The following is a 24,347-nucleotide window of genomic DNA, read 5'->3' as shown; positions in this document are numbered from 1 at the left end:
CGCGCCTCGCAAGCGAGCGCTTCGCACGGCCCTCCCACGAGCCCAACTCAGGCCACCAGGCGCGACGCGGCGCTTCAGCCCCGCACGCGCGGCCCACCCGCGCTCACACTCCTGAAACGCGCGCCCTCAGCGCCGCGCGCCCAACCCGCTCACCACACCCACCGCCGCCTCGACCGCCGCGGCCACCTCGGTCAGCGCCGCGGCCGTCACCTCGCCGCCCCACGTGAATCGCACCGACGTCTGCGCCACGTCCGCCGGCACGCCCAGCGCCGTCAGCACGTGTGACGGCTCGTCGCTTCCAGCCGCGCACGCGGAGCCGCTCGACGACACGACGCCTCGGCGCTCCAGTTCGAGCAGCACCGATTCGCCACTCGTGCCCGGGAACACGAACGAGGCGTTCGCCGGCAGGCGCGAAGCACCTGCCGGGCCGGTGAGCCGAGCATCGGGAACGCGCGCCAGGACGTCGGTGATGAAGGCGTCGCGGGCAGTGCGCGCCGAGTCCTCTCGCGCGAGACGCTCGGATTCGGCAAGCTGAGCGGCCACGGCCAGCGCCACGGATCCTGCGACATTCTCTGTTCCTGAACGGCGACCTCGCTCCTGTCCACCGCCGTGCAGAACCGGTTCGATCGGTAGACGGCCGGCCACGAAGAGGGCGCCGCCCCCCTTGGGCGCGCCGAGTTTGTGGCCCGAGATCGTCAGAGCCTGAACACCGAGGTGGTCGACTCGCGTGTCGAGCCATCCTGCGGACTGAACGGCATCGGTGTGGAACGGAATGCCCGCAGCCCTGGTGATGGCACTCAGCGCCGGGATGTCTTGGACGGTGCCGATCTCGTTGTTGGCGTGGGCGATCGAGACGAGCGTCGTGTCAGTTCTCAGGACGGACCTGAGGGCGTCGGGCGTGACAATTCCGGTCGGAGTTAGCGGCACGAACGAGACCTCGAAATCGAGGAATCGGGCGAGAAACGACACCGACTCGAGCACCCCTTCGTGCTCGATCTCAGTGGTCACCAGGTGGCGGCCGCGCGGGTTGCCGAGGGCTATGCCCTTGATGGCCAGGTTGTCGGCCTCTGTTCCCCCCGCCGTGAAGACGACCTCGCCCGGGCGGCATCCGAGCCAGGATGCGACGGCGGAGCGCGCACCCTCAAGTGCACGCGCGGCCGACTCACCGACGGTGTGCCTACTAGACGGGTTGCCGAAATCACCCGTGAGATACGGCCACATCGCCTCCAGCGCCTCGCGACGAACAGGCGACGTGGCTGCGGCGTCGAGATAGAGCACGGTCAGCGACCCATCACAGGGCGGCGAATCCGGCGGGTGCTCGGCCCGACGAACCCGCGCGGGAGTCGATCGAGATGTCGAGACCGAGGTCGAGCGCCCGCACGCTGTGCGTGAGAGCGCCCACCGAGATGAGATCGACCCCGGATCGGGCGATGGCGGCGACCGTCTCGAGATTGACGCCTCCGCTCGCCTCCACGAGAGCTCGTCCGGCGACGGCGGCGACCCCGGCGACGAGGTCGGCGGGCGAGAAGTTGTCGAGCATGATCGTGTCCACTCCGGCGGCAAGGACCTCTTCGATCTGGTCGAGGCGATCGACCTCGACCTCCACGTGAGTCGTATGCGACAGCTTCGCCTTCATGGTCAGAAGAGCCTCGGTCACCGTCAATCCGGAGGCCAGGAGCACGGCCAGGTGATTGTCTTTCACGAGCACCGCGTCCGAGAGAGAGAAGCGGTGGTTTAGTCCGCCACCGGCCACGACCGCGTCGCGTTCGAGCGCGCGGAGCCCCGGAGTCGTCTTGCGCGTGTCGACGATCTGGGCTGACGTGCCCGCGGTCAGAGCCACGTACTCGGAGGTCAGAGTCGCGATGCCCGACAGCCGCTGCAGCAGGTTGAGCGCGACGCGTTCGGCTCTCAGGATGGATCGTGCCGATCCACGCACGACAGCCACCGTGTCTCCGGCCTCGAACCGATCGCCGTCGGCAGCACGGGTCTCGACCTCGATCAACGGATCGACCTGCCGCGCGGTCTCTCTCAGCACTCGGACCCCGCTCAGCACCCCGGCCTCGCGGGCCACGACGGAGGCGGACGCGGTGGCGTCGACGGGGATGAGCGCCTCGCTCGTCACGTCGCCCCAGGGGGCGTCCTCCCGAAGGGCCAGTCGGACGACCTGCTCGATCGCGTCATCGGTGAGCATGCTGCGGTACCTCTCGTGCCCACGACAGCGGGTGGGCGAACTCGGTGGATGGATACGGAAAGTCGATCCTGAAATGTGCCCCGCGCGACTCCTCGCGAGCAAGCGCCCCGGCGACGACCAGACGAGCGACATCGAGCAGGTTGGCAGTCACGAGGTCGAAGCGGTCGGTGCGGTCCGTGCGGTCGGTGCGGTCCGTGCGATCGACGCTGTCTCCGCCGCCGAGGCGGTCCTGTGGCACCTCGACGGTCGCCTCCGCCAGCCACTTCTCGGCCTTACGCAGCCCCTGCTCCGACCGGGTCACTCCGACGTGCTCCCACATCACCCGCTGCAGATCAGAACGCAGGATCCCACGGCTCGCCCCGGTCGCCCCGTCTCGCGCGACGGGCTCGGGGCGAGCGCCTTCGAGAGTGCTCGCGTCGCCGAGATCGTCGCCACCGATCGCCTCGATCGCCCGCCACCCGAATACGGCGGCTTCGAGCAGTGAGTTCGAGGCCAGACGGTTCGCGCCGTGGACGCCGGTCGACGCGACTTCGCCGACCGCATAGAGACCTGGAATGGACGTACGGCCGTCGATGTCAGTCGTCACTCCGCCCATGAAGTAGTGAGCTGCAGGTGTGACCGGGATCGGGTCGACGGACCAGTCGAGCCCGGCCGCGCGCGTGGCGGCGGTGATCGTCGGGAACCGGCGCTCCAGGGTGGCTCGGCCGAGGGCGGTGGCGTCGAGATGCACGGGCAGCCCCGCCTGCGCCGCCATCTGTGCGGCTATCCCGCGCGCGACGATGTCGCGTGGTGCGAGTTCGGCGCGGGGGTCGACCCCGGCCATGAATCGGCGTCCGCCTGCGTCCAGCAAAACGGCCCCCTCACCGCGGACCGCTTCAGAAATCAGGAAGCTTCCGGGTACCGCCAGTGCCGTGGGGTGGAACTGGTAGAACTCGAGGTCGTCGACCCGGGCACCGGCGCGCCAGGCCGCTGCGAGGCCGTCTCCGGTGGCTCCGGCCGGATTGGTAGTGAATTCGTAGAGCTGCCCGGCACCTCCGGTCGCGAGCACCACGGCGTCGCCTCGGATCCTGAGCTCTGAACCGGCGACCAGCAGGTCGACGCCGACGACGCGCGTGCCAGCGGCACTGCGCGCTCCGGCCGGCTGCACCCGCGCAACCACCAGGTCGAGAACGAACGCATTCTCGATGACGCGGACGGTGGTGTGGCCGAGGCGCTCGATGAGGGCGAGGACGATGGCCTTACCGGTCGCGTCCCCGTCGGCGTGCAGCACCCGCGGCCGACTGTGGGCTGCTTCGAGCCCGCGAGACCAGTCCGCCCCGTCTCGATCGAAGTCGACTCCCCAGCGGACGAGGTCGTCGATGCGAACCGCCCCGTCGGCGCAGAGCACTTCGACCGCCCGGCGAATCGAGAGCCCCGCGCCCGCTGCGAGGGTGTCGGTCACGTGCAGGGCGACCGAGTCGTCGTCGAAGACAGCGGCGGCTATGCCCCCCTGCGCCCAGCGCGAGTTGCTCTCGTCGAGAGCCCCCTTTGTGACGAGCGTGACGCTGTGCCCGAGCGACTCGGCGCGGAGGGCCGCGGTGAGACCGGCGAGACCGGATCCGACGACCACGACCTCGCGTTGTTCCTGATTCGTGAGCGTCATGTCAGACCGAGACCGTGTGGTTCGGCTTGGCCTGGAGCATCCGCTCGAGAGCGACCCGGGCCGGTTCGGCGACGCCGGCCGGCACCGTGATGCGGTTCAGCACCTCGGCGGGGCGGTCGGCCGTGCCGATGAGCGCCTCGAGAGCCCACGCCATATAGCCGGGGTGGATGCGGTACATCGTCGAGCACGGGCAGACGACCGAGTCGAGGCAGAAGATCGTGTGCTGCGGATACTCCTGCGCGAGTCTCTGGACGAGGTTGATCTCGGTGCCGATGGCAAACGTCGATCCGGCGGGAGCCGCAGCGATCGCCTTGACGATGAAGTCGGTCGAACCGTAGGAGTCAGCCGCGTCGACGACTGGCATGGGGCATTCGGGGTGGACGATCACCTGAACACCGGGGTGCTCCGCGCGTGCCGCATCGATCTGCGCAACGGTAAAGCGCTTGTGCACCGAGCAGAAGCCGTTCCAGAGAATCACCTTGGCGTCGTCGAGCTGCTCGGGCGTCGATCCGCCGAGGGGGCGACGCGGGTTCCACATCGGCATCGCCTCGAGCGGTACGCCCATCGCCTTCGCGGTGTTGCGCCCGAGGTGCTGGTCGGGGAAGAAGAGCACGCGCTGACCTCGCGCGAAGGCCCATTCGAGCACTGTCTCGGCATTTGACGAGGTGCAGACGATGCCGCCGTGGCGACCGCAGAACCCCTTGAGATCGGCGGCGGAGTTCATGTAGGTGACGGGGATCACCGGCACCTTGCCCTCGTCGTCGAGTGCGGTGAGGTCGCCGTAGACGCCTTCGAGCTGCTCCCACGCCGCCTCGACGCTGTCGATGTCGGCCATGTCGGCCATCGAACAGCCGGCCGCGAGGTTGGGCAGGATCACGGCCTGCGACGGCGTCGACAGGAGGTCGGCCGTCTCGGCCATGAAGTGCACCCCGCAGAACACGATCGCCTCGGCCTCGGGCGACGCCTTCGCCTTGACCGCGAGCTGGAACGAGTCGCCCACGTAGTCGGCGTACTGCACGACTTCGTCGCGCTGGTAGAAGTGTCCGAGCATCAGGACGCGGTCGCCGAGGATCGCTTTCGCGGCAAGGATCCGACGGTGCAGTTCGTCAGCCGATGCCTCGCGGTATTCCGCGGGGATCTCCCCCTGCAGGGGCGACCGGGCAGGAATCGGGTCGAACATCGACGAGCCCGGACCGTACGAGGGCACGCCCGTGTCGAAGGCCCAGGGCGCCTCGCGCAGGTCGGTGGCGCACACTTCGCCCTGGCTCTCGCCGTTCGTGATGCGACGGATGGTGGTGTCGACGCTGGTCATGCGGTTCGGCTTTCTCGAGTGCTCAGGGGGTTGTCGCCGCTCGGAGCGGACGCGTGGTTGTAGCGGTAGAGACGCGGAGGCCGGTGTTTCGTGCCGGTCAAGAACTCGCCCGTCGGAACGACCGCATCGCTCGCCTCGATCATCCGGCGGAAGTTGGCGGGGTCGAGTTCGCGCCCGAGCACGGCCTCGTGCACCTCGCGCAGCTGGGCGAGCGTGAACGTGTCGCCGATGAATGCCCCCGCAATGCGGCTGTACTCCATCTTCGTGCGGAGCCGCCAGAGGGCGTAGTCGACGATGGTGCCGTGATCGAAGGCCAGGGACGGCAGGTCGTCGGCGTCGAACCAGCAGACGTTCGGGTCCCCCTGGACGAGTGGCACGGGGTCGGCCGTGCCGGATCCCGAGCTCTGATCTTCTGCCTGCCGGGCTACGAGCGCCCAGTAGACGATCGACACGACGCGTTCGGCGAGTGAACGGCCGCGTGCCCCGAACGCGTAGAGCTGCTCCAGATAGGTCGGCGAGAGTGCGGTGGTGTCGAGCAGATGCCGTCGGGCGGCGTCGGAGAGGTCTTCGTCGGCACCGAGAGGCCCTCCCGGCAGCGCCCACAGGCCTCGGTACGGCTCACGAATACGGCGGACAAGAGGAATGTGCAGCGCCATGCGCCCGGTCGACTCGGAGGGCAGGAGCGAGAAGATGACCGTCGAGACGGCGAGCGCGGGCGACGCGACTGCGACGTCGTGCGGTGCTGGTTCGCTCATCAGGATGCCTCGCCGGTCGGTGTCCAGAGTTAAGGTCGAGTTGACTCTAACCCTTAAGGTCAGTTTGACCTAGTGCTGGCAAAGGATCCGGCCCGCGCCGCTCGGCACCCCCTCGCTCTTCATCCCGCTACCCTCGGCTCATGTCGACGCTGCTCACCGCCACCCGCAGGCTCCTCGTTCTGCGAAAGCGCACAACGACCGACGCCGTCACGCTCCGCCACGCGATCGAATCGCGCGGCGATGCTGCCGAGCCGACACCGCTGGTGAAACGCGTGGCGCACGTCACCCAGCGCACTGTCGCCGGGCGGCGGGTCATCCGGCTGACTCCCCGGCGCTCGCCCAGCGGCACCCACCTGATCTACATGCACGGCGGCTGCTACGTGTTCCCGATCGGTGCGGCCCAGTGGGGAATCCTGGCGCGGCTCGTCGCACGGAGCGGCGTCAGCATCGACGTTCCCCTCTACGGTCTGGCGCCTGAGTACACCGTGTCGGACGCCCTGCCGTTTCTCGAGGAAGTCTTCGATCAGGCGACGACCGAGTTCGGCGCGGCCGTCCACCTCGGGGGCGATTCGGCGGGCGGCGGGCTCGCTCTGGCGCAGGCGCAGCAGTACCGAGACCGAGGCGGCATCCAGCCCGCGAGCATCGTGCTGATCTCCCCCTGGGTCGAGGCCACGATGACGAATCCCGGAGTCGATGCCCTAGCGCCCCTCGACCACATGCTGGCGCCGCGTGGGCTTGCCGAGGCCGGCCGGATGTGGGCTGGCGAGCTGGCACCGACCGATCCGCTCGTCAGTCCGCTTCTCGGCGACCTGGCCTCGCTGCCGCCGGTTCACATTCAGCAGGGCGATCACGACGTTCTGTTCGCCGACGCGGAGGAACTCGCACGGAGAATCGCTCGCGCGGGTGGGCATGTCGACCTGCACGTCGTCCACGGCGGCTTCCACGACTTTCCGGGTGCCCCCTGGGTTCCTGAGGCGCGAACGGCTCTCGACGAGATGGCCTCGGTCCTCCGCGAGCCTCGTTAAGATCGCAGAATGCGCCGTCTCGCCGTGCTCGGGTCACCCATCGAGCATTCCCTCTCCCCCCTTCTGCAGTCGACCGCGTTCGCGCGCCTCGGCCTCGAAATGGACTACGGTCGCGCCGAGGTCGCCTCGGGCGAGCTCAAGGCGTTCGTGGGCGGGCTCGACGAGAGCTGGCTCGGCCTCAGCCTCACCATGCCCCTGAAGCGTGAGGTGATCCCCCTTTTGGACGACGCTTCCCCGCTGGTTCAGGCCCTTGGCGTGGCGAACACTGTCATCCTGAAACACGATCAGGGCCGCGCGACTCTCGCTGGCTTCAACACGGACGTCGACGGCATCACACGCGCTGTCGGCCGAGCCACGTCGACGCGGCACGAATCGTGCACGATCCTCGGCGGAGGCGCAACCGCCCTTTCGGCACTCGCCGCCGCAGCCGAACTCGGGGCCAGTCGCATCACCCTCCTCCTTCGCGACACCTCGAAGGCCGACGACGCGCGCGACCTGGCCGAGAGACTCGACCTCGATCTGACCGTCGAGCCACTCACCGTCGACGACGCCGTCCGCACCCTCGACTTCGTCATCAGCACGCTCCCCGGTGACGTCGACAAGCCCCGGATCGCGCCGGCCTCCGCCGAATCCGTTCTGCTCGACGTGGCCTACGACCCGTGGCCGAGCCCACCCGCCACCTCCTGGCAGGCCGCCGGAGCGATCGCGGTCAGCGGCCTCGACATGCTCGTCGAACAGGCGATCGGCCAGGTGCGCCTCTTCTCAGGGCTCCGGCAAGACTCCCCGCTCCCGAGCGAAGACGACATCAGGACGGCCATGCGTGTCTCTGTCGGGCTCCCCGCGGAGGCCTCCGCATGAGCGACCATATTCGCCCCGCCCACATCGGCACCGTCGTGCTCGGACCGGGAATGCCGGCGGTGATCGTGCCCCTCCTCGGCTCGACCCGCGAGGCCTTGATCGATGAGATCGCCGCACTCGACTACGACGACCTCGATCTCGTCGAACTCCGCATCGACCACTTCGACGCCGTCGACGACCTCGACGAAGTACAAGGAGCGATCGAGACCGTGCGCGACGAGCTCCGGCACGGTGTGCCCATACTCTTCACCTTTCGCTCGAAGCCGGAGGGCGGGCACCGCGACATCGACGCGGGCTCGTACGAGGCCCTCCTGTCTCTCGCGTCCGGGCTGGTGGAAGCCGTGGACGTCGAGATGTTCACCGAACTCGGCTCGCTCGAGCGCATCGTGAACGGCGCCCACGCGGCCGGCGCCTCGGTCGTTATGTCGTCGCACGAGTTCGAGCGCACCCCGACGATCGAGCAAATTCTCGCCCGGCTGTCACTCCAGCAGGATCTCGGCGCCGACGTCGTGAAGATCGCGGTAATGCCGAAGACGCCGAGCGACGTGCTGACGCTGATGCAGGCGACCACCGAGTTCGCGACGACGAAGGCCGTCCGGCCCGCGATCACCATGGCGATGGGGCCGCTCGGCGTCGTGAGCCGTCTTGCCGGCGAGGTCTTCGGATCCTCGGCGACGTTCGGCTCGGTGAGCGCCGCGAGCGCGCCGGGGCAGCTCGCCGCGCGCGACGTGCGGCGGGCGCTCGTGGCGGTGCACTCGGCTCAGGGTTAGTGGGCGCGGCGGGCGCTGGCGGGCGCTCGCAGACGCTGGTCGTCGCTGGGTTTGTGACCCGCGAGCGTCGTTCAGGAGATCTGGCCTGTCTCCCCGTCGGATCCTTGTGTTCTGGCGCTCGCCGCGCCTCATCTCCTGATTCGCGACCGGTTCCCTTGCGCCTGCCATCTTCGCGTGCAACTATCTACGCATGCTCGAAGATACGCAGGTTGTCCCTGTCGACCCGGTCGACACCGATGAGCCCTACGTCGAACTCGCCGTCCAAGTCTTCTCCATGCTCGCCGACGCGACTCGCGTACGACTCGTTCTGGCCCTGGGTGGAGGCGAGCAGTCGGTGAACAGCCTCGCTGAACGCGTCTCCAAATCACCGACCGCGGTTTCGCAGCATCTCGCCAAGCTCCGGATGGCCCGCATGGTGTCCACTCGTCAGGACGGCAACAGGGTCTTCTACCGCCTCGCGAACGACCACGCCTCGAAACTCGTGCAAGATGCCATCCACCAGGCGGAGCACTCCGTCGGAGGCACGATCCGCCACCACCACGAGAGCATCTGATGGCTCACGACCACGGTCACACTTCAGGATCTGGCCCCTCGTCGCGCATCCGCCTGGCGATCGCGCTGGCAATCACGCTCACCATTCTCGTCGCCGAGGTCGTGGGAGCCGTCGTCACCGACAGCCTGGCGTTGCTCGTCGACGCCGGCCACATGCTGACCGATGCCGCCGGGCTCACCGCGGCACTTGTCGCCGCCTCGCTGATGGCACGGCCCGCGACCGCGAGCCTCACCTGGGGCTACCGTCGGGCCGAGGTTCTCGCCGCTCTCGGGCAGGCAGCCGTGTTGCTCGCGGTCGGTATCTACGCGCTTGTCGAGGGAGTCCAGCGTCTCTTCGAGCCGCCGTCGGTGCCCTCGTCCTCGCTCCTCGTCTTCGGAATCATCGGCCTCGTCGGAAACGCCGTTTCGCTGGCCGTCCTGAGCTCTGAGCGTGGCACCAACCTCAACTTCCGCGCCGCCTTCCTGGAAGTCCTGAACGATGCGCTCGGTTCCGTTGCGGTCATCGTCGCCGCGCTCGTGATCACCTTCACCGGCTGGGCGCGAGCCGACGTCGTCGCCGGCATGCTCATCGCTGTCTTGATTGTTCCGCGCACCATCTCGCTGCTGCGCGAAACCACCAGCGTTCTCTTGGAGTCGACGCCACGGGGCCTTGACCTCGATGCCGTGCGCGTTCACATGCTCGAGCTGCCGCACGTGAAGGGCGTCCATGACCTGCACGCCTCCCAGATCGCGACCGGGCTACCCGTCCTGAGCGCCCACGTGGTGGTCGAGCAGGGCTGTTTCGAAGACGGCCATGCGCCGCGCATTCTCGACGATCTCCAAACCTGCGTGCTCGACCACTTCAGCGTTCCAATCGAGCACTCTACGTTCCAGCTCGAACCGGTGACGCACCAGCAGCACGAGCACCCCGGGCACGACTAGGGCTCGCGCGCGGGTCGTGCGGTGGGGTCGTCTCCGATTCGGGGGCGCAATTCAGGCATCTGGCCTCGCGGGTGGCTGCCTTTCGCGACTCTGCGCAGCGGGCGCGCTCCTAGTCCTGATCCCTGCGCGCGGCCCGCGCTCCTCCGCCGCAATTCCGCCTGCCCCCTCACCCGGAGCACCTGGCTGGCTCGCCGAGCTCGCACCGGTTCGTCCGTCAGGAACATGGGCCCCACCAAACGCAGGATCCCACTCCCCGGCTCCCACCCCATCCTCAACTCCTGAGACGTGCGCGTCCCTTCACCCCGACGTCCTCGTCTCCACAGGGCGCACCCCGGCCCCACTTCTCCACAGATCGCCGTCGGCGACTCCGCGCCCATTGACACAGCCCCACGCTGGTGGCATGAATTCCATCCAAGAACTCGTCACAGCAGCCGGCGGCGCCCTTCACCGCCGAGATCTCCTCCGTCATGGCATCCGCCCCCGCGAACTCACCTGCGCTGTCCGCGACGGCATCGTGCGGCGCCCGAGGCGCGGCTGGTACTCCACCTTCGAACCGGACGACCCCCGCTTCGTCGCAATGAGCGTAGGCGGCCGCCTCACCGGCGCTGCGGCCGTCAAGCTGCTCGGTGGCTGGATGTGGGCGGCCGATCCCCCACCCGTGGTCTCCGTCGCTCGAAATGCGGCGAGGCTTCATCGGCGACGAGGAGTGCGCGTCGTTCACGACCGCCCCTCGGTCGTCGCACGCGGCCCTGCCTGGGCCGTTGACCCGCGAGACGCCCTAGCGCGAGCCGTCGTCGAGGCCGAGTTCGAAGAGGCGGTCGCCCTGTGGGATTGGGCACGCCGGTCACCCCACTTCACACCTGCCGAGCTCCACGAAGTCGCACGCGCCCTGCCTGCCGACGCCCGTGGCATCGTCACCTGGTCGGATGCGGAGTCGCAGAGCTTCCTCGAGAGCGTCGGCCGGGTTCGCTTCGTCGCCGACGGGCACGACGTGCAGACGCAGGTCGGTGTGGAGGGCGGCCGTTCGATCGACCTCGTCGTCGACGGGGTTCTGGGTGTCGAGATCGACGGCTACGCCTTTCACGCCGACTCGTTCGAAGCGGATCGCTCGAAAGACCTCGCCATCACGTGTGAGGGCCGCGTCCCGATGCGGCTGAGCTCCGCACTCATTCGGCGAGCCTGGCACCGCGTCACGGTAGCCGCTCGCGAGGCCATTGCCCGGCACATTCCGAGTCTGCCGCCCCCTCGGCGTCAGGCATCTCGGGCTCCATCACCTCGCCGCGCACCACGCCGCAGGCGATGGAGATGCCGACGCTTGGGCATAGACGATCTCAGGAGCGATCACTTTGCTCCACCGGAGCGGCGCCTCACATCGAGCGAACGCGAGGCAGTCGGCATACTCGATCGAAGACCCGCCTCAGACCTCGCGAGGGCCGAGTCTCACTCGTGAGCGATGAGAGGGCGCAGGGTCTTCTGAGCGATGCGAAGACCCTCGGTGATCTTGGCGTCCGAGCCACCCCACAGCGGGTCTTCGTGCTCGACCGAGAGGGTTCCGTCGAAGCCTGCCTCGTAGAGTCGGTCGACCACGTGGGGCCAGTCGACGGTTCCGCGACCGGGCACCCGGAAGCGCCACCAGCCCATCTCCCAGGGGTTATCGCCCTTATCGACCTTGCCGAAGAAGCCGTACTGGTTGCGCTTATCCGGAAACAGCTCCAGGTCTTTCGCCTGCGCGTGAACGATGTGCTCGGCGAACGGAAGGATCGTTTCCAGGGGGTCGATCCCGATCCAGGTGAGGTGCGAAGGATCCCAGTTGAGGCCGAAACCGAGCCCCGTCACCCAGTCCCAGAGCTCCGGGCTATAGGCGATGTTGCCCGGGTAACCGTCGGGGTGCCAGCCTTCCATCACGCAGTTCTCGATGATGAGCTTGACCCCGCGCTCTCCGGCGTAGTCGACGAGTTCCGGCAGCACCCGAGAGCCCTCGACCATGTTCTCTTTGACGCTCTTCGAGTTGTCGCGGCCGATGAACGTGCCGACGTAGGGCACGCCGAGTTTGGCAGCGGCGTCGACGGAATGCTTCAAGTGCGTGCGAACAGCCTCGCGAGTGTCGAGATCCTGGTGCAGATTGTTCTCGTAGTACGCAAGGGCACTGATCTCGAGACCGGTGCGATCGAGGATCTCGCGGGTCTGAGCCGCATCGTCGTCAGTGAAAGTCGCGACCGGCAGATGAGACGCCTCGAATTCGCGACCTCCGACCTTGGGCCAGACTGCGACCTCGAGTCGCTCGTATCCGGTGTCTCGAGCAAACGTGGCGATCTTGTCGAGAGACCAGTCCGGCAAGCAGGCGGTCAGCATTCCGAGTTTCACGCATTCTCCAATTCAGGTGTGCCGACCGGGGTCGGCTGGGTGTGGCTGCCACGATCGGCGGGTGCCGCTGACGACGCGGCAGGGTGCAACGACGGCTGCAGGCTGCCTGCGCCCGAGGGTTCAGCCTTCGGTGAGCACCGGGGATGCCTCGGCGATCGACGTCCATGACGACGACTCGGCGCTGTCGAGGACGGCATCGATGATGCGTGCGGCGCGCAGACCATCCGCGAATGTCGGAAGCCCATCGGGAGTCTCGCCCCGAACAGCCGCGTACGTGTCGGCCAGGAACGCGGAGAACGCGTCGGGGTAGCCCTGCGGGTGACCCGATGGCACTCGATTGAGACGAGCCTGATCAGGATCCGGCACACCCTCTGCACGGTGCAGGAGCATGGTGCCCGATTCCGTCCCCAACCACACCGTCTCGGGGTTTTCCTGATCGAAGACCGCGGAGGCCTTCGATCCATCGACCTCAACCCAGAGCCGGTTCTTCCGACCGGCAGAGACCTGCGAGATGACAGTGTTGGCTACTCCTCCGGAGGCTGTCTTGAAAGTCACGATGGCCGCGTCTTCGGTCGTCACCGGCATGACCTCGGACGACGACGACCGCTCGGCGCCGAAGGAGGGGCCGCTCGGAACAGGTCGCTCGGCATAGACGACCGTCGTGGTCGCCGACACCGCCACGAACCGCTCGCCCGAGATGAACTCGGCGAGATCGCACCAGTGCGATCCGATGTCGGCAAATGCACGAGATCGACCACCGACCGCGGCGTCCACCCGCCACGACGACGATTCAGGATCGAGCAGCCAGTCTTGGAGGTAGGAGCCATGCACGAGATGCACTTCGCCCAGCTCACCTGCGAGTCGTCGCGCACGAAGCTCTCGCACCATGGGGTGATAGCGGTAGGCAAACGGAACGGTGGCGACAACCCCCGCGGCAGTAGCGGCTTCGGCGAGCACCGCGGCCTCCTCGGCAGTCATCGCCAACGGCTTCTCGCAGACGACATTGACGCCGGCGTCGATGGCTTGGAGGGCGTAGTCGAAGTGCGAGCCGTTAGGAGTGCAGATCTGCACGACGTCGGGTGAGTCGGCGAGAAGCTCATCGAAGGTGGCGTAACCGCTGGGGACGCCCCATGCTGCGGCGAACTCAGCCGAGCGGGCCGCACTCGATCCGAGAACTCCGATCACTTCGGCACCGGCATCTCGGGCGGCACGGCGATGGACCGCGCCGATCATGCCCGTGCCGACGATGGCGACGCGCAGAGAGGAGGGAGCCATGGAAATCCTTCATTCGTTGAACGGTCTCGAGTCGATCTAACCGGGACTTCTGCCGACTGTCAATCAAAAGTCCTCACTATCGCGCCGTAAGTCGGGTCACCGGCGTCTAAAAAAGAAGCGCCCACCGCCACGAGGGCGATGGGCGCACAGCACAGCGGGTCTTAGAAGACGAGGAGGCCGTCGGTTTTGGTGGTCGCGGCGGTGTAGCGGGCCTGGACATTCTCCCACGAGACGATGTTCCAGAACGCTTTGACGTAGTCGGCGCGGACGTTCTGGTAGTCGAGGTAGTACGCGTGCTCCCACACGTCGAGCATCAGCAGCGGCACGAGGCCGAAGGGCACGTTGCCCTGCTGGTCGAACAGCTGGAAGATGCTGAGCTTCTGGCCGAGGATGTCGTACGCGAGCACCGACCAGCCGGAGCCCTGGACGCCGAGGGCGGTCGCGGTGAAGTGGGCAGTGAACTTGTCGAACGACCCGAACTGGTCGTCGATCGCGGTGGCGAGGTCGCCGGTGGGCTTGTCGCCGCCGTCGGGCGACATGTTGGTCCAGAAGATCGAGTGGTTGACGTGGCCGCCGAGGTTGAACGCGAGGTCTTTCTCAAGCTTGTTGACGTTCGCGAGGTTGCCGGTCTCGCGTGCTTCGGCGAGGGCGGCGTTCGCGGTGTTCGCGCCGGTGACGTAGGTCTGGTGGTGCTTGGAGTGGTGCAGCTCCATGATGCGGCCCGAGATGCTCGGCGCGAGGGCCGAGTAGTCGTAGGCAAGGTCGGGAAGAGTGTATTCAGCCACGATGGTCGCTTTCTCTCGATGTTTCCGTCCGGTGTTCGGAGTCGCTTCAAGCCTAGGATCTCAAGTGGACCCGAGGTCAAGCGGGCGTTCAGGTTCGAGCGATTGAGGCGACATATGACGCGCTCCCTACCTTCGGCCCCCGCTCACAAATCAGGCATCTGGGCGCGGGAGGGGCGTTCTTCCCCGCCCCGTGGGATCCTGCGCTCTTGAGTTCCTGATTCGCGCGACCCCGGGGCCCCTGTGGAGACTCCCGGCGTCGCCAGAGACGCCCTGGATAGGCTGTCTTCGTCCCCCAGCGAAGTTTCGTGAAGCGGTGCGAGTAGCGCTGCCCCGAGAGAAAGAACCTGATGTCTGTCGTCAAGATCAATGCCATCCACGTTCCTGAAGGCCAGGGAGCGGAGCTCGAGAAGCGCTTCGCCGCGCGCAAGCACTCCGTCGACGGCTCCAAGGGGTTCGAGGGCTTTCAGCTTCTGCGTCCGGTCAAGGGCGAGGAGCGTTACTTCGTCGTGACCACGTGGGATTCCGAAGAGAGCTTCCAGGAGTGGTCAGCCAACGGCGCGAAGGCGGCTCACGGCCAGGGCGCGCAGTCCGCTGCGGCGCCCGACCCTTCTGCCGCTTCCGAGCAGCCGACCGCCCCCAAGCCCGTCGCGACCGGCGCCGATCTTCTCGAATTCGAGGTCGTCGAGCTCTAGAGCCCTGCGCCTCGAGCTATCCTCGCTCTCGCGGTGCGCCGACCGGGATGGCACCATGGGCTCATGCCTGCGATCACTGCCGTCTGCCGCGTCGCCCGCCTCCAGCCCGATTCGGGGTCGCTCGGCGTGACCGCGATCGACAAGCAGCCTCTTGATGAGCCCGTGGCAGTCAAGAAGATGGGCGTCTACGGCGACATTCAGGCCAACCGGGTGCATCACGGCGGTCCCGACAAGGCCGTGTACGCCTTCGCCGACGAAGACGCCGCTCACTTCGGGGCACTGCTGGGTCGCGACGTAGAGCCAGGGCTCTTCGGTGAGAACCTGCGGACGTCGGGCCTGGATGTCACCGGGGCAATGCTCGGCGAGCGCTGGCACATCGGCGAAAGCCTGGTCGTCGAGGTGACGATGCCACGCACCCCGTGCGCCACCTTCGCACGCCGCATGCGCGAGCCCCAGTGGGTCAAGCGCTTCACGACCGAAGGTCGCCCCGGCGCATACCTCCGGGTGATCAAGGCCGGTCCGGTGGTCGCTGGTGACGAGATCGTGGTGGGCGCTCGCCCCGCCCACGGAATCACGATCGGAGACTGCTTCGCCGGACTCACCGCCGAGCAGGCCCGCGATCTGCTCGAGATCGAGCGAGAGGGCGGCTTCGTGGCCGATCCTGTCGTCAAGATCGCGCGCAAGACGGCCGCTCAGCAGCTGGCGTGAGTCGCCGCGCTCGTTCACTTTTCAGGTAACGAGCCCCGAGGATCCCACGGGGGCGCGAAAGCACGCACCTCCCGAACCTCGTTTCCTGACTTCTGCGCCTCAGAACTGAGCAGTGACGCCAGATCAGTCGCTCGCGGGTCGCGCCTGAGGCGCCTGCTCCAGCTCGTCGCCACCGTCGCTGCCGTCCGCCTGCTGCTCGGGGTCGAAGTGTCCGGCCTCGTCGAGCTGCTCGCCTTTGCCGACTTCCTCATCGCCTTTCGGCACGTGGCGTTCGGCGGAGACTCCGGCCGAGTTCACCGCGACGTAGTCGGCTTCGCCGGAGGTCACGCCGCCGAGGGGTTCGGTGGTGTCGGGCTGATCGCTCATGGTGTTCCTTTCGTGGGGGCGAGGTGCACGGTAGGCGCTGTAGCGGGCGAACGCCCGTGCGGAGGGGGCGGCGCGTGCGCATCCGTCAGGAATGCGGGCGCTCCAGGTCGCGAGATCCCCATGCCCACGCCCGTGCGCGACCCATTTCCTGACGGGCGCACAGCACCACCACGCCGCGACCCACCCTCAGGCGAACCCGTCGGTCAGCACGGGCTCCCCAGCGCGCTGCCTCTCGGCGAAGAGCACGATCGACGCCGCGACCGATCGCCGCGAGTCTCCCCCGAGCACGCCGTGACCTCCCCCACGCACGACGCGCACCACGCCGCGCGGCAGCTGCGTCGCCCAGTTCGCAGCGTCGGCGATGTCGGTCACCGGGTCGGCATCACCGTGGAAGACGAGCGTGGGCTGACGGATGGAGCGGGCCTCGGTCAGCGCGATTCCCGGGGGAAGGCTGATTCCGCGCGACGCCGACGTGACGATGTTGGCAAGCACGAGCGCTTCCACCGTGACGAACGGCTCGGCGGCGAGCGACGCGGCGGCTGTGGCCCCGACGCCGGAGCCGATCAGGATCCGCGGAAGCTCACGGGTGGCATCAGCGAAGACGTCTCGCGCTCGCTGCAACGACGCGCGGGTGTCGAGAGCGACGTCGGCGATCGTCTCGACGCTGAACTCGGCGACCTTCAGCACATCGACCAGATGGTGGAGATCTACGCCGGGATCGCCTCCACCAAGGAGGACGACGGTTCCGCGCGCGGAGGTGGGCATGTATCGATGGTCCGCGTTTCGAGCGACAGCCGCCACGACGTGACGATCTGTGACGCTCCTGGCAAGCCGCGAGAGCGACAGAAGCCGCGACGCCACGCGACGACGGCTCAGCCCCAGTGGAGCCCGCCCTCCAGATGCCCGGGGTGATCGAGTCGCGCGTGGCGCAGGTCGACGCGTCCCGGCTGCAGGGCGAGAGTCGAGACGGAGAGGGAGGCGTAGTGGTGACCGTCGATGACGTCGGAGCGGAAAAGCGCCTGGTCGTCGCTGGTCGAGAGGGAGGAGCTGTCGGCGAGGACCCCGAGCCACGGTTGCCAGGATCCTGAATCGAGCACACCCGTCGGTCGCGCCGCCGCCTGGAACTCCGGCAGCCAGCGCAATTCGCGCGGAACCGAGGCGACGTCCGGCCCCTCGTGCGTGATCATGTGCACGCCCGGGGGCAGCTCCGTCGACGTCACGGCGCGGCCGTCCCATCGCGTGAACCGCACCGATTCGGGCGTCAGCTCGACCAGGTTGTACGACCGGAACCGAGGATCCGACGGCTCACCGAGCGAGCCCGTCACCGAGTCGAGCGGCAGCGCGCCCCGCGAGATGTAGCCGTCGGCCGGCTCGGCGACCACCTCGTGTCGGTTGAGCACCACGGCCGCCCGCGCTGGTTCGGCGTTCGTCGCCAACCACGCCCCGCCCGCTTCGCGGTCGTGCACGCCGCGGACGGCGTCGCCGAGCTCCGGCCACCAGGCTCCCGGGGCGTCCCACGGGCGGTCGACGGCCTCGTCGCGGAGGCCGAGGAGCACTACCGGCCAGTCGGCGGTCGGGTCGAATCCGATGATGACGGTGCACACTCGGCCAGGATAGAGGCGAGTGCCCCCGGCACTCCCAGCCAGCAACGGAAGGACCATCGTGGGCGACCGCCTGAACATCGTCGTAGGGCTCACCGGCGGCATCGCCGCGTACAAGGCGGTCGGCGTCGCCCGGTTGCTCGTGAAGGCCGGGCACGACGTGCACATCGTTCCGACCGAGGCCGCGCTCCGTTTCGTCGGCCTCCCCACGCTCGAGGCGCTGAGCCGCAACCCCGTGACGGTGTCGCTCTACGACGATGTCGCGGCGGTGCGCCACGTGGCGCTCGGGCAGGCGGCCGATCTCGTCATCGTCGCTCCGGCGACGGCCAACACGCTCGCCAAGCTGGCCGCCGGCCTGGCCGACGATCTCCTCGGCACGACGATCTTGGCATCGCGTGCACCGCTCGTCGTGGCTCCGGCCATGCATACCGAGATGTGGTTGAACGCGGCGACGCGCGCCAACGTCGCCACGCTGCGCTCTCGCGGCGTGACCTTCGTCGGGCCGGAGTCAGGGGCCCTGACCGGCGCCGATGCCGGAGAAGGGCGAATGAGCGAGCCCGAAGCCATCGTCGCCGCCGCCCTGGCCGCTTTTCAGGAGAGCACGGCCACTCCTCAGGACGAACCACGCGCTCGCGACCTCGAGGGAGTGCGAGTGGTCGTCTCCGCCGGGGGCACTCGGGAGCCCCTCGATCCGGTGCGGTTCTTGGGCAACCGCTCGAGTGGGAAGCAGGGCGTGGCGCTCGCACGAGCCGCAGCCGATCGCGGCGCCGAGGTGACTCTCGTGGCCGCCCACCTGGATCCTGATGTCGATACCACCGGCCTCGACACGGTTGCCGTCACCACCGCGTCCGAGATGGCTCTCGCCGTCGAGAGCATCGCGGAGGTCTCGGATCTGATCGTCATGGCGGCTGCCGTGGCCGACTACCGCCCGGCCACCGTCTCGGAGTCGAAGATTAAGAAAGACGACCACGGCGACGATCTGACGCTTCAGCTCGTGCGCAACCCCGACGTCCTGGCGGGGCTCGCGGCGAACCGACGGCCCGGTCAGCTGATCGTGGGGTTCGCGGCCGAGACCGCCCCCGACCGGGAGTCCCTGCTGGAGCTCGGCCGCACCAAAGCCGCTCGCAAAAAGGCCGATCTGCTCGTGGTCAACGCCGTGGGCTGGGCGGCGGGATTCGGCACCGACGACAACGCCATCCTGATGCTGACACCCGACGGGTCGATCAAGGCCGAGGCCAGCGGGTCGAAGCGCGAGGTAGCCGATGCACTGATCGACCAGGTGGTGGAGTTGCGGGCCGCAGCCGACTAGTACTGCCCCTTCTTGGAGCAGGTCTTCTGGGCTGCCGTCTGACCGGATACCGACGGTGGGAGGGTGACCGCGGGGGCAGGGGCGGATCCTGGTCGCGTGGATTTGGTGGCGGTGGGAGTCGGTGCGGCACCGCCCGTGGGAGTTGGCGTCGCTGTCGCTTTCGGCGTCGACGTCGCCGACGGGCTCGTGTCGACCTCCGCCGCGTCGCCGGTGGTTCCGCTCAAGCGGATGGGCTGATCGGACTGAAGCGCCGTGTTCAGCTGCTCCGCGGCGTAGACGTTGGGCACCACCCGGTTGATATTGTCAGGATCCTGACCCACCGGGTACTGGACGAACACCATGTTGTCGAGTCCGACCTTCTGAACCGCCTGCACGATGCCGAGGAGGGTCTTCACGTTCAATGTGTCGGAGAGCAGCATGTTCTTGGCCGCCGCCGACGCGATCGAATAGAGCTTGAACGGGTTGGTCAGCGTCGTCGAGCTGGTGAGCTCGCGGGCCAGCGACGACATGAACACCTGCTGGTTGCTGATGCGCCCCAGGTCGCTTCCGTCGCCGACGCCTTTCCTGCTTCTCAGGAACGAAAGCGCTTCGCTGCCGACGAGCGTGCGCTCGCCCGCTTTGAGATCGAGGGGCGGCGTGACGTTGTAGTCGACGATCGGGGTCGCCAGGCAGACGGTCACCCCGCCGATCGCCGACGAGATGGCGCTGGTGCCGTCGAATGTGACGCTGGCCGCGTAGGGGATGTCGAGGCCGGTGAGCTGTTCGACGGTCAGGACGGCGCAGGCGAGGCCGTTGCGATCGTCTCCCCCGCGGCTGAGCGCCGTGTTGAGCATGGACTTGCTACTGGAATACGAGGATCCGCCCGACGCCGTGGGGCAGGACGGGATGGGGATCTCGAGGTCTCGCGGAAAGCTCACGACGGAGATCGAATCGTGGTTCTTCGAGATGTGAAGGAGGATGTTGACGTCGTTGTTGCCGGAGCCGGTGCTGGCGCTCTGGTTAGCGGAATCGGAGTACTCGGCCCCCTGCTTGGAGCGCGTGTCGGTTCCGACCAGGAGCATGTTCACCTCGCCGACCGTCTGACCGGCGGGTGCCTTGGGCAGAGGCTCTGCCGTGCGGCCCGGAAGGTGGGGGATGTGCACCGGAGGAGCGGCGGTCGCGACGACATCGTGGGCGGCATACGCCGCCACGCACGCCGAGGAGACGAGCGCGACCGCAACCGCGAGCCCCACGAATCGGAACGCGGAGGCGACCGGGTGGCTCTCGCGGAGCCGCCCGTGCTGAATCTGAGCCATTGCACTCCAACGGAGACGTGGGTCGGATTCTCAGAGTAAGCGACAGGTGCATGCTCCTGTGACGTGCGACACACCCCCGTCCTGGGGGCGTCGGACGTGCGAACCATCGCGCGCCGATACGTCATGCGGACTCTCCGTCGCGCCGCGGCACGTCGCGGAGTCCGCTGGGCGTCTCTTTGCTCGGCGGCGACTAGCTCGACGCCGGGCGACTCAGCGCCCGCTAGCTCGGCGCCAGCCGCGCCCCGAGCTGCGTCGCGCACGCCTCCGCCGCCACCCACGAGAGCATCGCGCACTTCACCCGCATGACGAACTTCGACACCCCCTGGAAGGCGACCGCGTCGCCCAGAAGATCTTCGTCGGGCTCGCCCACGCCTTTCGAGCGCATCATGCCGCGGAAGGCCTCTGTTCGTTCGGCGAGCTCGGCCAGGGTCAGCCCGGGCGCCATCCCCGCCAGCACCGAGGCGGAGGCCATCGAGATGCTGCAGCCGTCGCCCTCCCAGGCGAGTGAGCGAATCGTGTCGGCGCCTGCTTCCATGACCACGCGAACCGTGATCTCGTCGCCGCAGGTCGGGTTCCGTTCGAAGTGTTCCGCGTCGGCACCGGGCAGTTCGCCTTCGCCCGTCCGCGCCTTGGAGTGGTCGAGGATCACCTGCTGATAGAGCCCCGCGAGTGCGTCAGCCATCAGGCCACCCCGAAGTAGCCGCGGACCTCGGCGACGCCGGCGAGCAGTCGATCGATCTCGTCGTCGGTCGTATAGAGGTAGGTCGAGGCGCGGGTCGTCGCGGTCAGCCCGAGGCGACGGTGGAGCGGTTGCGCGCAGTGGTGCCCCACACGCACGGCGATGCCCTGCGCGTCGAGGTACTGGCCGACATCGTGCGCGTGCACCCCGGCGACGTCGAAGCTCGCCAGACCGGAGCGCGGCACTCCGGCCGCCGGGCCGACGACGCGAACGCCCGGCAGGGCAGTGAGGCCGGAGACGAGACGCTCCGCGAGGCGGTCCTCGTGGGCTTCGATGGCCCCCAGGCCGACGGCCTCGAGGTAGCGAATCGCTTCAGCGAAGGCGACGGCCTGCGACACCGGCTGCGTGCCTGCCTCGAACCGCTGCGGGGCGGGCAGGAACGTCGTCGACTCCATCGTCACGGTCGAGATCATCGACCCTCCGGTGCGGAACGGGGGCAACGCGTCGAGGAGCTCTTTACGGCCCCAGAGCACACCGATGCCGGTCGGGCCGAGCATCTTGTGGGCGGAGAACGCTGCGAAGTCGACACCCAGCCGCGCCAGGTCGAGAGGGCGGTGCGGCGCGGATTGGCAGGCGTCGAGCACGACGAGGGCCCCGACACCGTGGGCCAGCTCGACGAGCTCTTCGACCGGGGCGACGTAGCCGGTGACGTTCGAGATGTGCGCGAAGGCAAGGATCCGGGTGCGTGCCCCGATCACGGAGCGTGCGTCGTCGAGACTCCACGTGCCGTCATCGGCCACGGGCACGTACCGGAACACCGCACCCGTCCGGGCCGCGAGCTCTTGCCACGGAACGAGATTGGCGTGATGCTCCGCCTCGGTCACCACGATCTCGTCGCCGGGTGAGAGGGCGAAACGCTTCGCGGGGGATCCTCCCCGCCCGTCGGTCGCCGCCTCGAACCCGTGCGCGACCAGGTTGAGCGCATCGGTGGCATTGGAAGTCCAGACGATCTCGTCGGACGACGCCGCACCGACGAAGCGGGCGACGGTCTCACGAGCCTCTTCGTAGGCCTCGGTCGCGAGCCCCGCCAGCGTGTGCGCGCCGCGGTGAACGGCAGCGTTGGTCGTCTCGAGAAAACGCCTTTCAGCGTCGAGCACCGACGTCGGCCGCTGAGCGGTCGCGCCGGTATCGAGGTACGCCAGAGGGAACCCGTTCACCTCGTGGTGGAGGCCGGGAAAATCGAGTCGTTTCGCGCTGATGTCGAATGCGGTGCTTGTCGTCACGAAAACAACGATTCCACACTCGTCTGATTTGTCGAGGCGTTCTCCACAGGGTTACGCCCTGGGCGTCTTTACCGAGCGCCTGGGGAGCCGATGCAACGCGAGCGCTCGGAGCCCCCGACGGTTACGCGTCGGCCGTAACGGCCTCGCGCTTGACCGGCTGCGACCACGACGCGGGCTCGAAGCGCTTCTTGATCTTCAAGAACGGCTTCTCGACGGCGAAGTGGCTGCCGATGGCGACAAGGCTGGCCGCCACGACCAGGGCGAACTTGCCCCAGAGGCCGTGGACGTAGGGGTCGACCAGGGCGATGACGACCATGTGCCAGAGGTAGAGCGAATACGACACGTTCCGGCCGAACCAGGCCATGGGCTTCCACGACAGGGCGATCGACAGCGGGGAACGCCGCGACACCATTCCGCCGATCAGCAGGGCCGACGCGAGGCCGACCAGGGGCAGGGTGACGCCGAAGGTCGTCGCGGTCTGCTGCCAGCCTTCGCCGGGCAGACCGTCGTTCATCATCGCCGCGATCGTGACCACGCCTACGAATCCGATCCAGCTGGCCACGGCCCCGAACCAGCCCGCGAAGAACGTGCGTGCCCGTTCGTGCGTCAGGGCGAGGGCGAGAACGCAGCCCATCATGAGCGGAGCGATGTTCGACACCGGGCTGAAGTAGATGTCGGGAGTCGCGATCCCCGAGGGCGTGTCGTAGAGAACAGCCGAGAAGACGCAGGAGGCGATGACGGCAGCGGCGCCGATCCAGGCGATCACCTTGCGACGCAGCCCCTTCGAGAGCAGTAGAAGCAGGATCGGGGGCCAGATCAGATAGAACTGCTCCTCCATCGCCAGGCTCCAGCCGGGCGCGAAGACGCCCTGCGACACGTGGGCGAACGCGCGCATGAAGTTGCCGGTGTACGTGAGAGCGATCAACGCACCGCTTCCGGCGCCGACGTCGGAGTAGCCGTAATCGCCCACCAGGAACCACAGGGCTGCTGCCACGACCACGACGGCCACGAGCGACGGATAGAGCCGAAGGATCCGGCGCACCCAGAATCGACCCAACCGAATCGTGGCCTCCCGACGGTGCTCTTCTAGCAGCAGCGACGTGATCAGGTAGCCCGAGAGCACGAAGAACACGTTGACACCGACGAAGCCGCCCTTCATGCCGGGAACGTGCAGGTGGTAGAGAACGACGCCGAGGATGGCGAGCGCGCGCAGCCCATCCAGGGGCAGCACTCGTCCGCCCTTCGCGGGGGCCTTGTCGTGCTTCGAAATGTCTCTCGCCGGACGGGTTGGAGCGGTGACCGGCTTGATCGGGGTCGTCGTCGCCATCAGACCAGTGAACTCTTTCTCACCTATGGAGAGCCTGATAACGATTTGCTGAGTGTCGCTTGTCGACCGGATCGTGCGGCTAGAGCGGATGCGCGGGCACGCCCACGTTAGAGCGGACGCGCGGGCACTCCCACGACGGTGGTGCCAGCCGCCACATCGTGTGTGACCACGGCACCCGCGCCCACGCGGGCGTCGGCGCCGACGCTGATCGCCCCCAGCACGGCCGCCCCCGCGCCCACGATCACCCGGTCACCCAGCGTCGGGTGCCGTCGCGAGGCGGTGCCGGTGCCCCGGCCCCCGAGGGTCACGCCGTGATAGAGCAGCACGTCGTGGCCGACGACGGCCGTCTCGCCGATCACGACGCCCATGCCGTGGTCGATGAAGAGCCGGTCGCCGATCCGGGCGCCGGGGTGGATCTCGATGCCGGTCAGCGAGCGAGTCAGCTGCGACAGCAGGCGCGCGACGAACCGCGCGCCGACGAAGGGTCGGACGCGCCACAACCTGCTCGTAACTCGATAGGCCCAGATCGCATGAAGGCCGGAATAGAGCAGCACGATCTCGAACGAGCCGCGGGCGGCGGGATCACCCCGCCGAACCGCCGCGACATCGTCGCGCAGCCGCGCGACCAGACGCACCG

General features: G+C 68.0%; 25 protein-coding genes. 9 read left to right on the top strand and 16 right to left on the bottom strand.

Annotated features, from left to right (window positions below; translation table 11 throughout):
- Window positions 1–126 precede the first annotated feature (126 nt).
- From EDF39_RS06840 to EDF39_RS06820, 5 genes are read right to left on the bottom strand one after another with little or no spacing between them, the layout of a single operon-like run.
- On the bottom strand, window positions 127–1,278 hold the full coding sequence (locus EDF39_RS06840; protein ID WP_123941601.1) for a cysteine desulfurase family protein: 1,152 nt from the start codon (window positions 1,276–1,278) through the stop codon (window positions 127–129).
- Between the two features lie 13 nt (window positions 1,279–1,291).
- Window positions 1,292–2,191 (bottom strand): carboxylating nicotinate-nucleotide diphosphorylase, encoded by a 900-nt coding sequence (nadC, locus tag EDF39_RS06835; RefSeq protein ID WP_123941599.1) that lies wholly within the window; start codon window positions 2,189–2,191, stop codon window positions 1,292–1,294.
- Window positions 2,178–3,833: an L-aspartate oxidase gene (nadB, locus tag EDF39_RS06830; protein ID WP_123941597.1), complete on the bottom strand. Its 1,656-nt coding sequence runs from the start codon at window positions 3,831–3,833 to the stop codon at window positions 2,178–2,180. Before nadB ends, nadC begins: the two co-directional genes overlap by 14 nt.
- Window position 3,834: 1 nt before the next feature.
- On the bottom strand, window positions 3,835–5,145 hold the full coding sequence (nadA, locus tag EDF39_RS06825; protein ID WP_123941595.1) for a quinolinate synthase NadA: 1,311 nt from the start codon (window positions 5,143–5,145) through the stop codon (window positions 3,835–3,837).
- On the bottom strand, window positions 5,142–5,900 hold the full coding sequence (locus tag EDF39_RS06820; protein WP_123941593.1) for an NUDIX domain-containing protein: 759 nt from the start codon (window positions 5,898–5,900) through the stop codon (window positions 5,142–5,144). Before EDF39_RS06820 ends, nadA begins: the two co-directional genes overlap by 4 nt.
- A 140-nt stretch (window positions 5,901–6,040) precedes the next feature.
- On the opposite strand from EDF39_RS06820, the gene EDF39_RS06815 reads away from it, so the two are divergent.
- From EDF39_RS06815 to EDF39_RS06790, 6 genes are all read left to right on the top strand, one after another.
- The gene (locus EDF39_RS06815) at window positions 6,041–6,925 is read left to right on the top strand and encodes an alpha/beta hydrolase fold domain-containing protein (protein ID WP_123941591.1); all 885 of its coding nucleotides are present in this window, start codon (window positions 6,041–6,043) and stop codon (window positions 6,923–6,925) included.
- Between the two features lie 9 nt (window positions 6,926–6,934).
- Window positions 6,935–7,783, top strand: coding sequence for a shikimate dehydrogenase (locus EDF39_RS06810; RefSeq protein ID WP_123941589.1), 849 nt, complete (start codon window positions 6,935–6,937; stop codon window positions 7,781–7,783).
- Window positions 7,780–8,553, top strand: coding sequence for a type I 3-dehydroquinate dehydratase (aroD, locus tag EDF39_RS06805; RefSeq protein WP_123941587.1), 774 nt, complete (start codon window positions 7,780–7,782; stop codon window positions 8,551–8,553). Before EDF39_RS06810 ends, aroD begins: the two co-directional genes overlap by 4 nt.
- Before the next feature lie 190 nt (window positions 8,554–8,743).
- The gene (locus EDF39_RS06800) at window positions 8,744–9,106 is read left to right on the top strand and encodes a metalloregulator ArsR/SmtB family transcription factor (protein ID WP_123941585.1); all 363 of its coding nucleotides are present in this window, start codon (window positions 8,744–8,746) and stop codon (window positions 9,104–9,106) included.
- Window positions 9,106–10,026 (top strand): cation diffusion facilitator family transporter, encoded by a 921-nt coding sequence (locus tag EDF39_RS06795; RefSeq protein WP_123941583.1) that lies wholly within the window; start codon window positions 9,106–9,108, stop codon window positions 10,024–10,026. The genes EDF39_RS06800 and EDF39_RS06795 overlap by 1 nt, the downstream gene beginning before the upstream one ends.
- A 400-nt stretch (window positions 10,027–10,426) precedes the next feature.
- Window positions 10,427–11,476 carry a hypothetical protein gene (locus EDF39_RS06790; protein WP_123941581.1) on the top strand — a complete coding sequence of 350 codons (1,050 nt, stop codon included), beginning with the start codon at window positions 10,427–10,429 and terminating at the stop codon, window positions 11,474–11,476.
- Here the strand turns inward: EDF39_RS06790 and EDF39_RS06785 are convergent.
- The 3 genes from EDF39_RS06785 to EDF39_RS06775 all read right to left on the bottom strand — a co-directional run bounded on the left by EDF39_RS06785 (window position 11,467) and on the right by EDF39_RS06775 (window position 14,450).
- Entirely contained in the window at window positions 11,467–12,390 is a 924-nt protein-coding gene (locus EDF39_RS06785) for a sugar phosphate isomerase/epimerase (protein ID WP_123941579.1), read from the bottom strand. The two genes, EDF39_RS06790 and EDF39_RS06785, sit on opposite strands and share 10 nt — an antisense overlap.
- A gap of 120 nt (window positions 12,391–12,510) precedes the next feature.
- Window positions 12,511–13,665, bottom strand: a complete 1,155-nt coding sequence (locus tag EDF39_RS06780; RefSeq protein ID WP_123941577.1) for a Gfo/Idh/MocA family protein — start codon at window positions 13,663–13,665, stop codon at window positions 12,511–12,513.
- Between the two features lie 161 nt (window positions 13,666–13,826).
- A complete protein-coding gene (locus EDF39_RS06775; protein WP_123941575.1) occupies window positions 13,827–14,450 on the bottom strand; it encodes a superoxide dismutase in 624 nt (207 codons plus the stop codon).
- A gap of 347 nt (window positions 14,451–14,797) precedes the next feature.
- Here EDF39_RS06775 and EDF39_RS06770 point away from each other — a divergent pair, with 347 nt between their 5' ends.
- Window positions 14,798–15,142 carry an antibiotic biosynthesis monooxygenase gene (locus tag EDF39_RS06770; RefSeq protein WP_055960073.1) on the top strand — a complete coding sequence of 115 codons (345 nt, stop codon included), beginning with the start codon at window positions 14,798–14,800 and terminating at the stop codon, window positions 15,140–15,142.
- A 63-nt stretch (window positions 15,143–15,205) separates the two neighbouring features.
- Entirely contained in the window at window positions 15,206–15,850 is a 645-nt protein-coding gene (locus tag EDF39_RS06765; protein WP_123941573.1) for an MOSC domain-containing protein, read from the top strand.
- A gap of 123 nt (window positions 15,851–15,973) precedes the next feature.
- Here EDF39_RS06765 and EDF39_RS06760 read toward each other — a convergent pair whose 3' ends face one another.
- The 3 genes from EDF39_RS06760 to EDF39_RS06750 form a co-directional block, all read right to left on the bottom strand.
- Window positions 15,974–16,216: a hypothetical protein gene (locus tag EDF39_RS06760; protein WP_055960079.1), complete on the bottom strand. Its 243-nt coding sequence runs from the start codon at window positions 16,214–16,216 to the stop codon at window positions 15,974–15,976.
- Between the two features lie 186 nt (window positions 16,217–16,402).
- Window positions 16,403–16,981, bottom strand: coding sequence for an alpha/beta hydrolase (locus EDF39_RS17490; protein ID WP_158613179.1), 579 nt, complete (start codon window positions 16,979–16,981; stop codon window positions 16,403–16,405).
- 107 nt (window positions 16,982–17,088) lie between these two features.
- Window positions 17,089–17,820, bottom strand: coding sequence for an NRDE family protein (locus tag EDF39_RS06750; protein WP_158613178.1), 732 nt, complete (start codon window positions 17,818–17,820; stop codon window positions 17,089–17,091).
- A gap of 70 nt (window positions 17,821–17,890) precedes the next feature.
- On the opposite strand from EDF39_RS06750, the gene coaBC reads away from it, so the two are divergent.
- The gene (gene coaBC, locus EDF39_RS06745) at window positions 17,891–19,126 is read left to right on the top strand and encodes a bifunctional phosphopantothenoylcysteine decarboxylase/phosphopantothenate--cysteine ligase CoaBC (protein WP_123942345.1); all 1,236 of its coding nucleotides are present in this window, start codon (window positions 17,891–17,893) and stop codon (window positions 19,124–19,126) included.
- Here the strand turns inward: coaBC and EDF39_RS06740 are convergent.
- The 5 genes from EDF39_RS06740 to cysE all read right to left on the bottom strand — a co-directional run bounded on the left by EDF39_RS06740 (window position 19,123) and on the right by cysE (window position 24,345).
- Entirely contained in the window at window positions 19,123–20,421 is a 1,299-nt protein-coding gene (locus tag EDF39_RS06740; RefSeq protein ID WP_055960088.1) for an LCP family protein, read from the bottom strand. The two genes, coaBC and EDF39_RS06740, sit on opposite strands and share 4 nt — an antisense overlap.
- A 220-nt stretch (window positions 20,422–20,641) precedes the next feature.
- Entirely contained in the window at window positions 20,642–21,103 is a 462-nt protein-coding gene (sufU, locus tag EDF39_RS06735; RefSeq protein WP_123941567.1) for a Fe-S cluster assembly sulfur transfer protein SufU, read from the bottom strand.
- Window positions 21,103–22,383: an aminotransferase class V-fold PLP-dependent enzyme gene (locus EDF39_RS06730; protein WP_123941566.1), complete on the bottom strand. Its 1,281-nt coding sequence runs from the start codon at window positions 22,381–22,383 to the stop codon at window positions 21,103–21,105. The genes sufU and EDF39_RS06730 overlap by 1 nt, the downstream gene beginning before the upstream one ends.
- Before the next feature lie 121 nt (window positions 22,384–22,504).
- The gene (locus EDF39_RS06725) at window positions 22,505–23,710 is read right to left on the bottom strand and encodes an acyltransferase (RefSeq protein WP_123941564.1); all 1,206 of its coding nucleotides are present in this window, start codon (window positions 23,708–23,710) and stop codon (window positions 22,505–22,507) included.
- A 107-nt stretch (window positions 23,711–23,817) separates the two neighbouring features.
- Window positions 23,818–24,345 (bottom strand): serine O-acetyltransferase, encoded by a 528-nt coding sequence (cysE, locus tag EDF39_RS06720; RefSeq protein ID WP_123941562.1) that lies wholly within the window; start codon window positions 24,343–24,345, stop codon window positions 23,818–23,820.
- Window positions 24,346–24,347 lie beyond the last annotated feature (2 nt).

Source organism: Frondihabitans sp. PhB161 (assembly GCF_003814635.1).
Lineage (GTDB): Bacteria > Actinomycetota > Actinomycetes > Actinomycetales > Microbacteriaceae > Frondihabitans.
The sequence above is the reverse complement of the archived record's forward strand: the minus strand, read 5'-3'. Positions and strand labels throughout refer to the sequence as shown.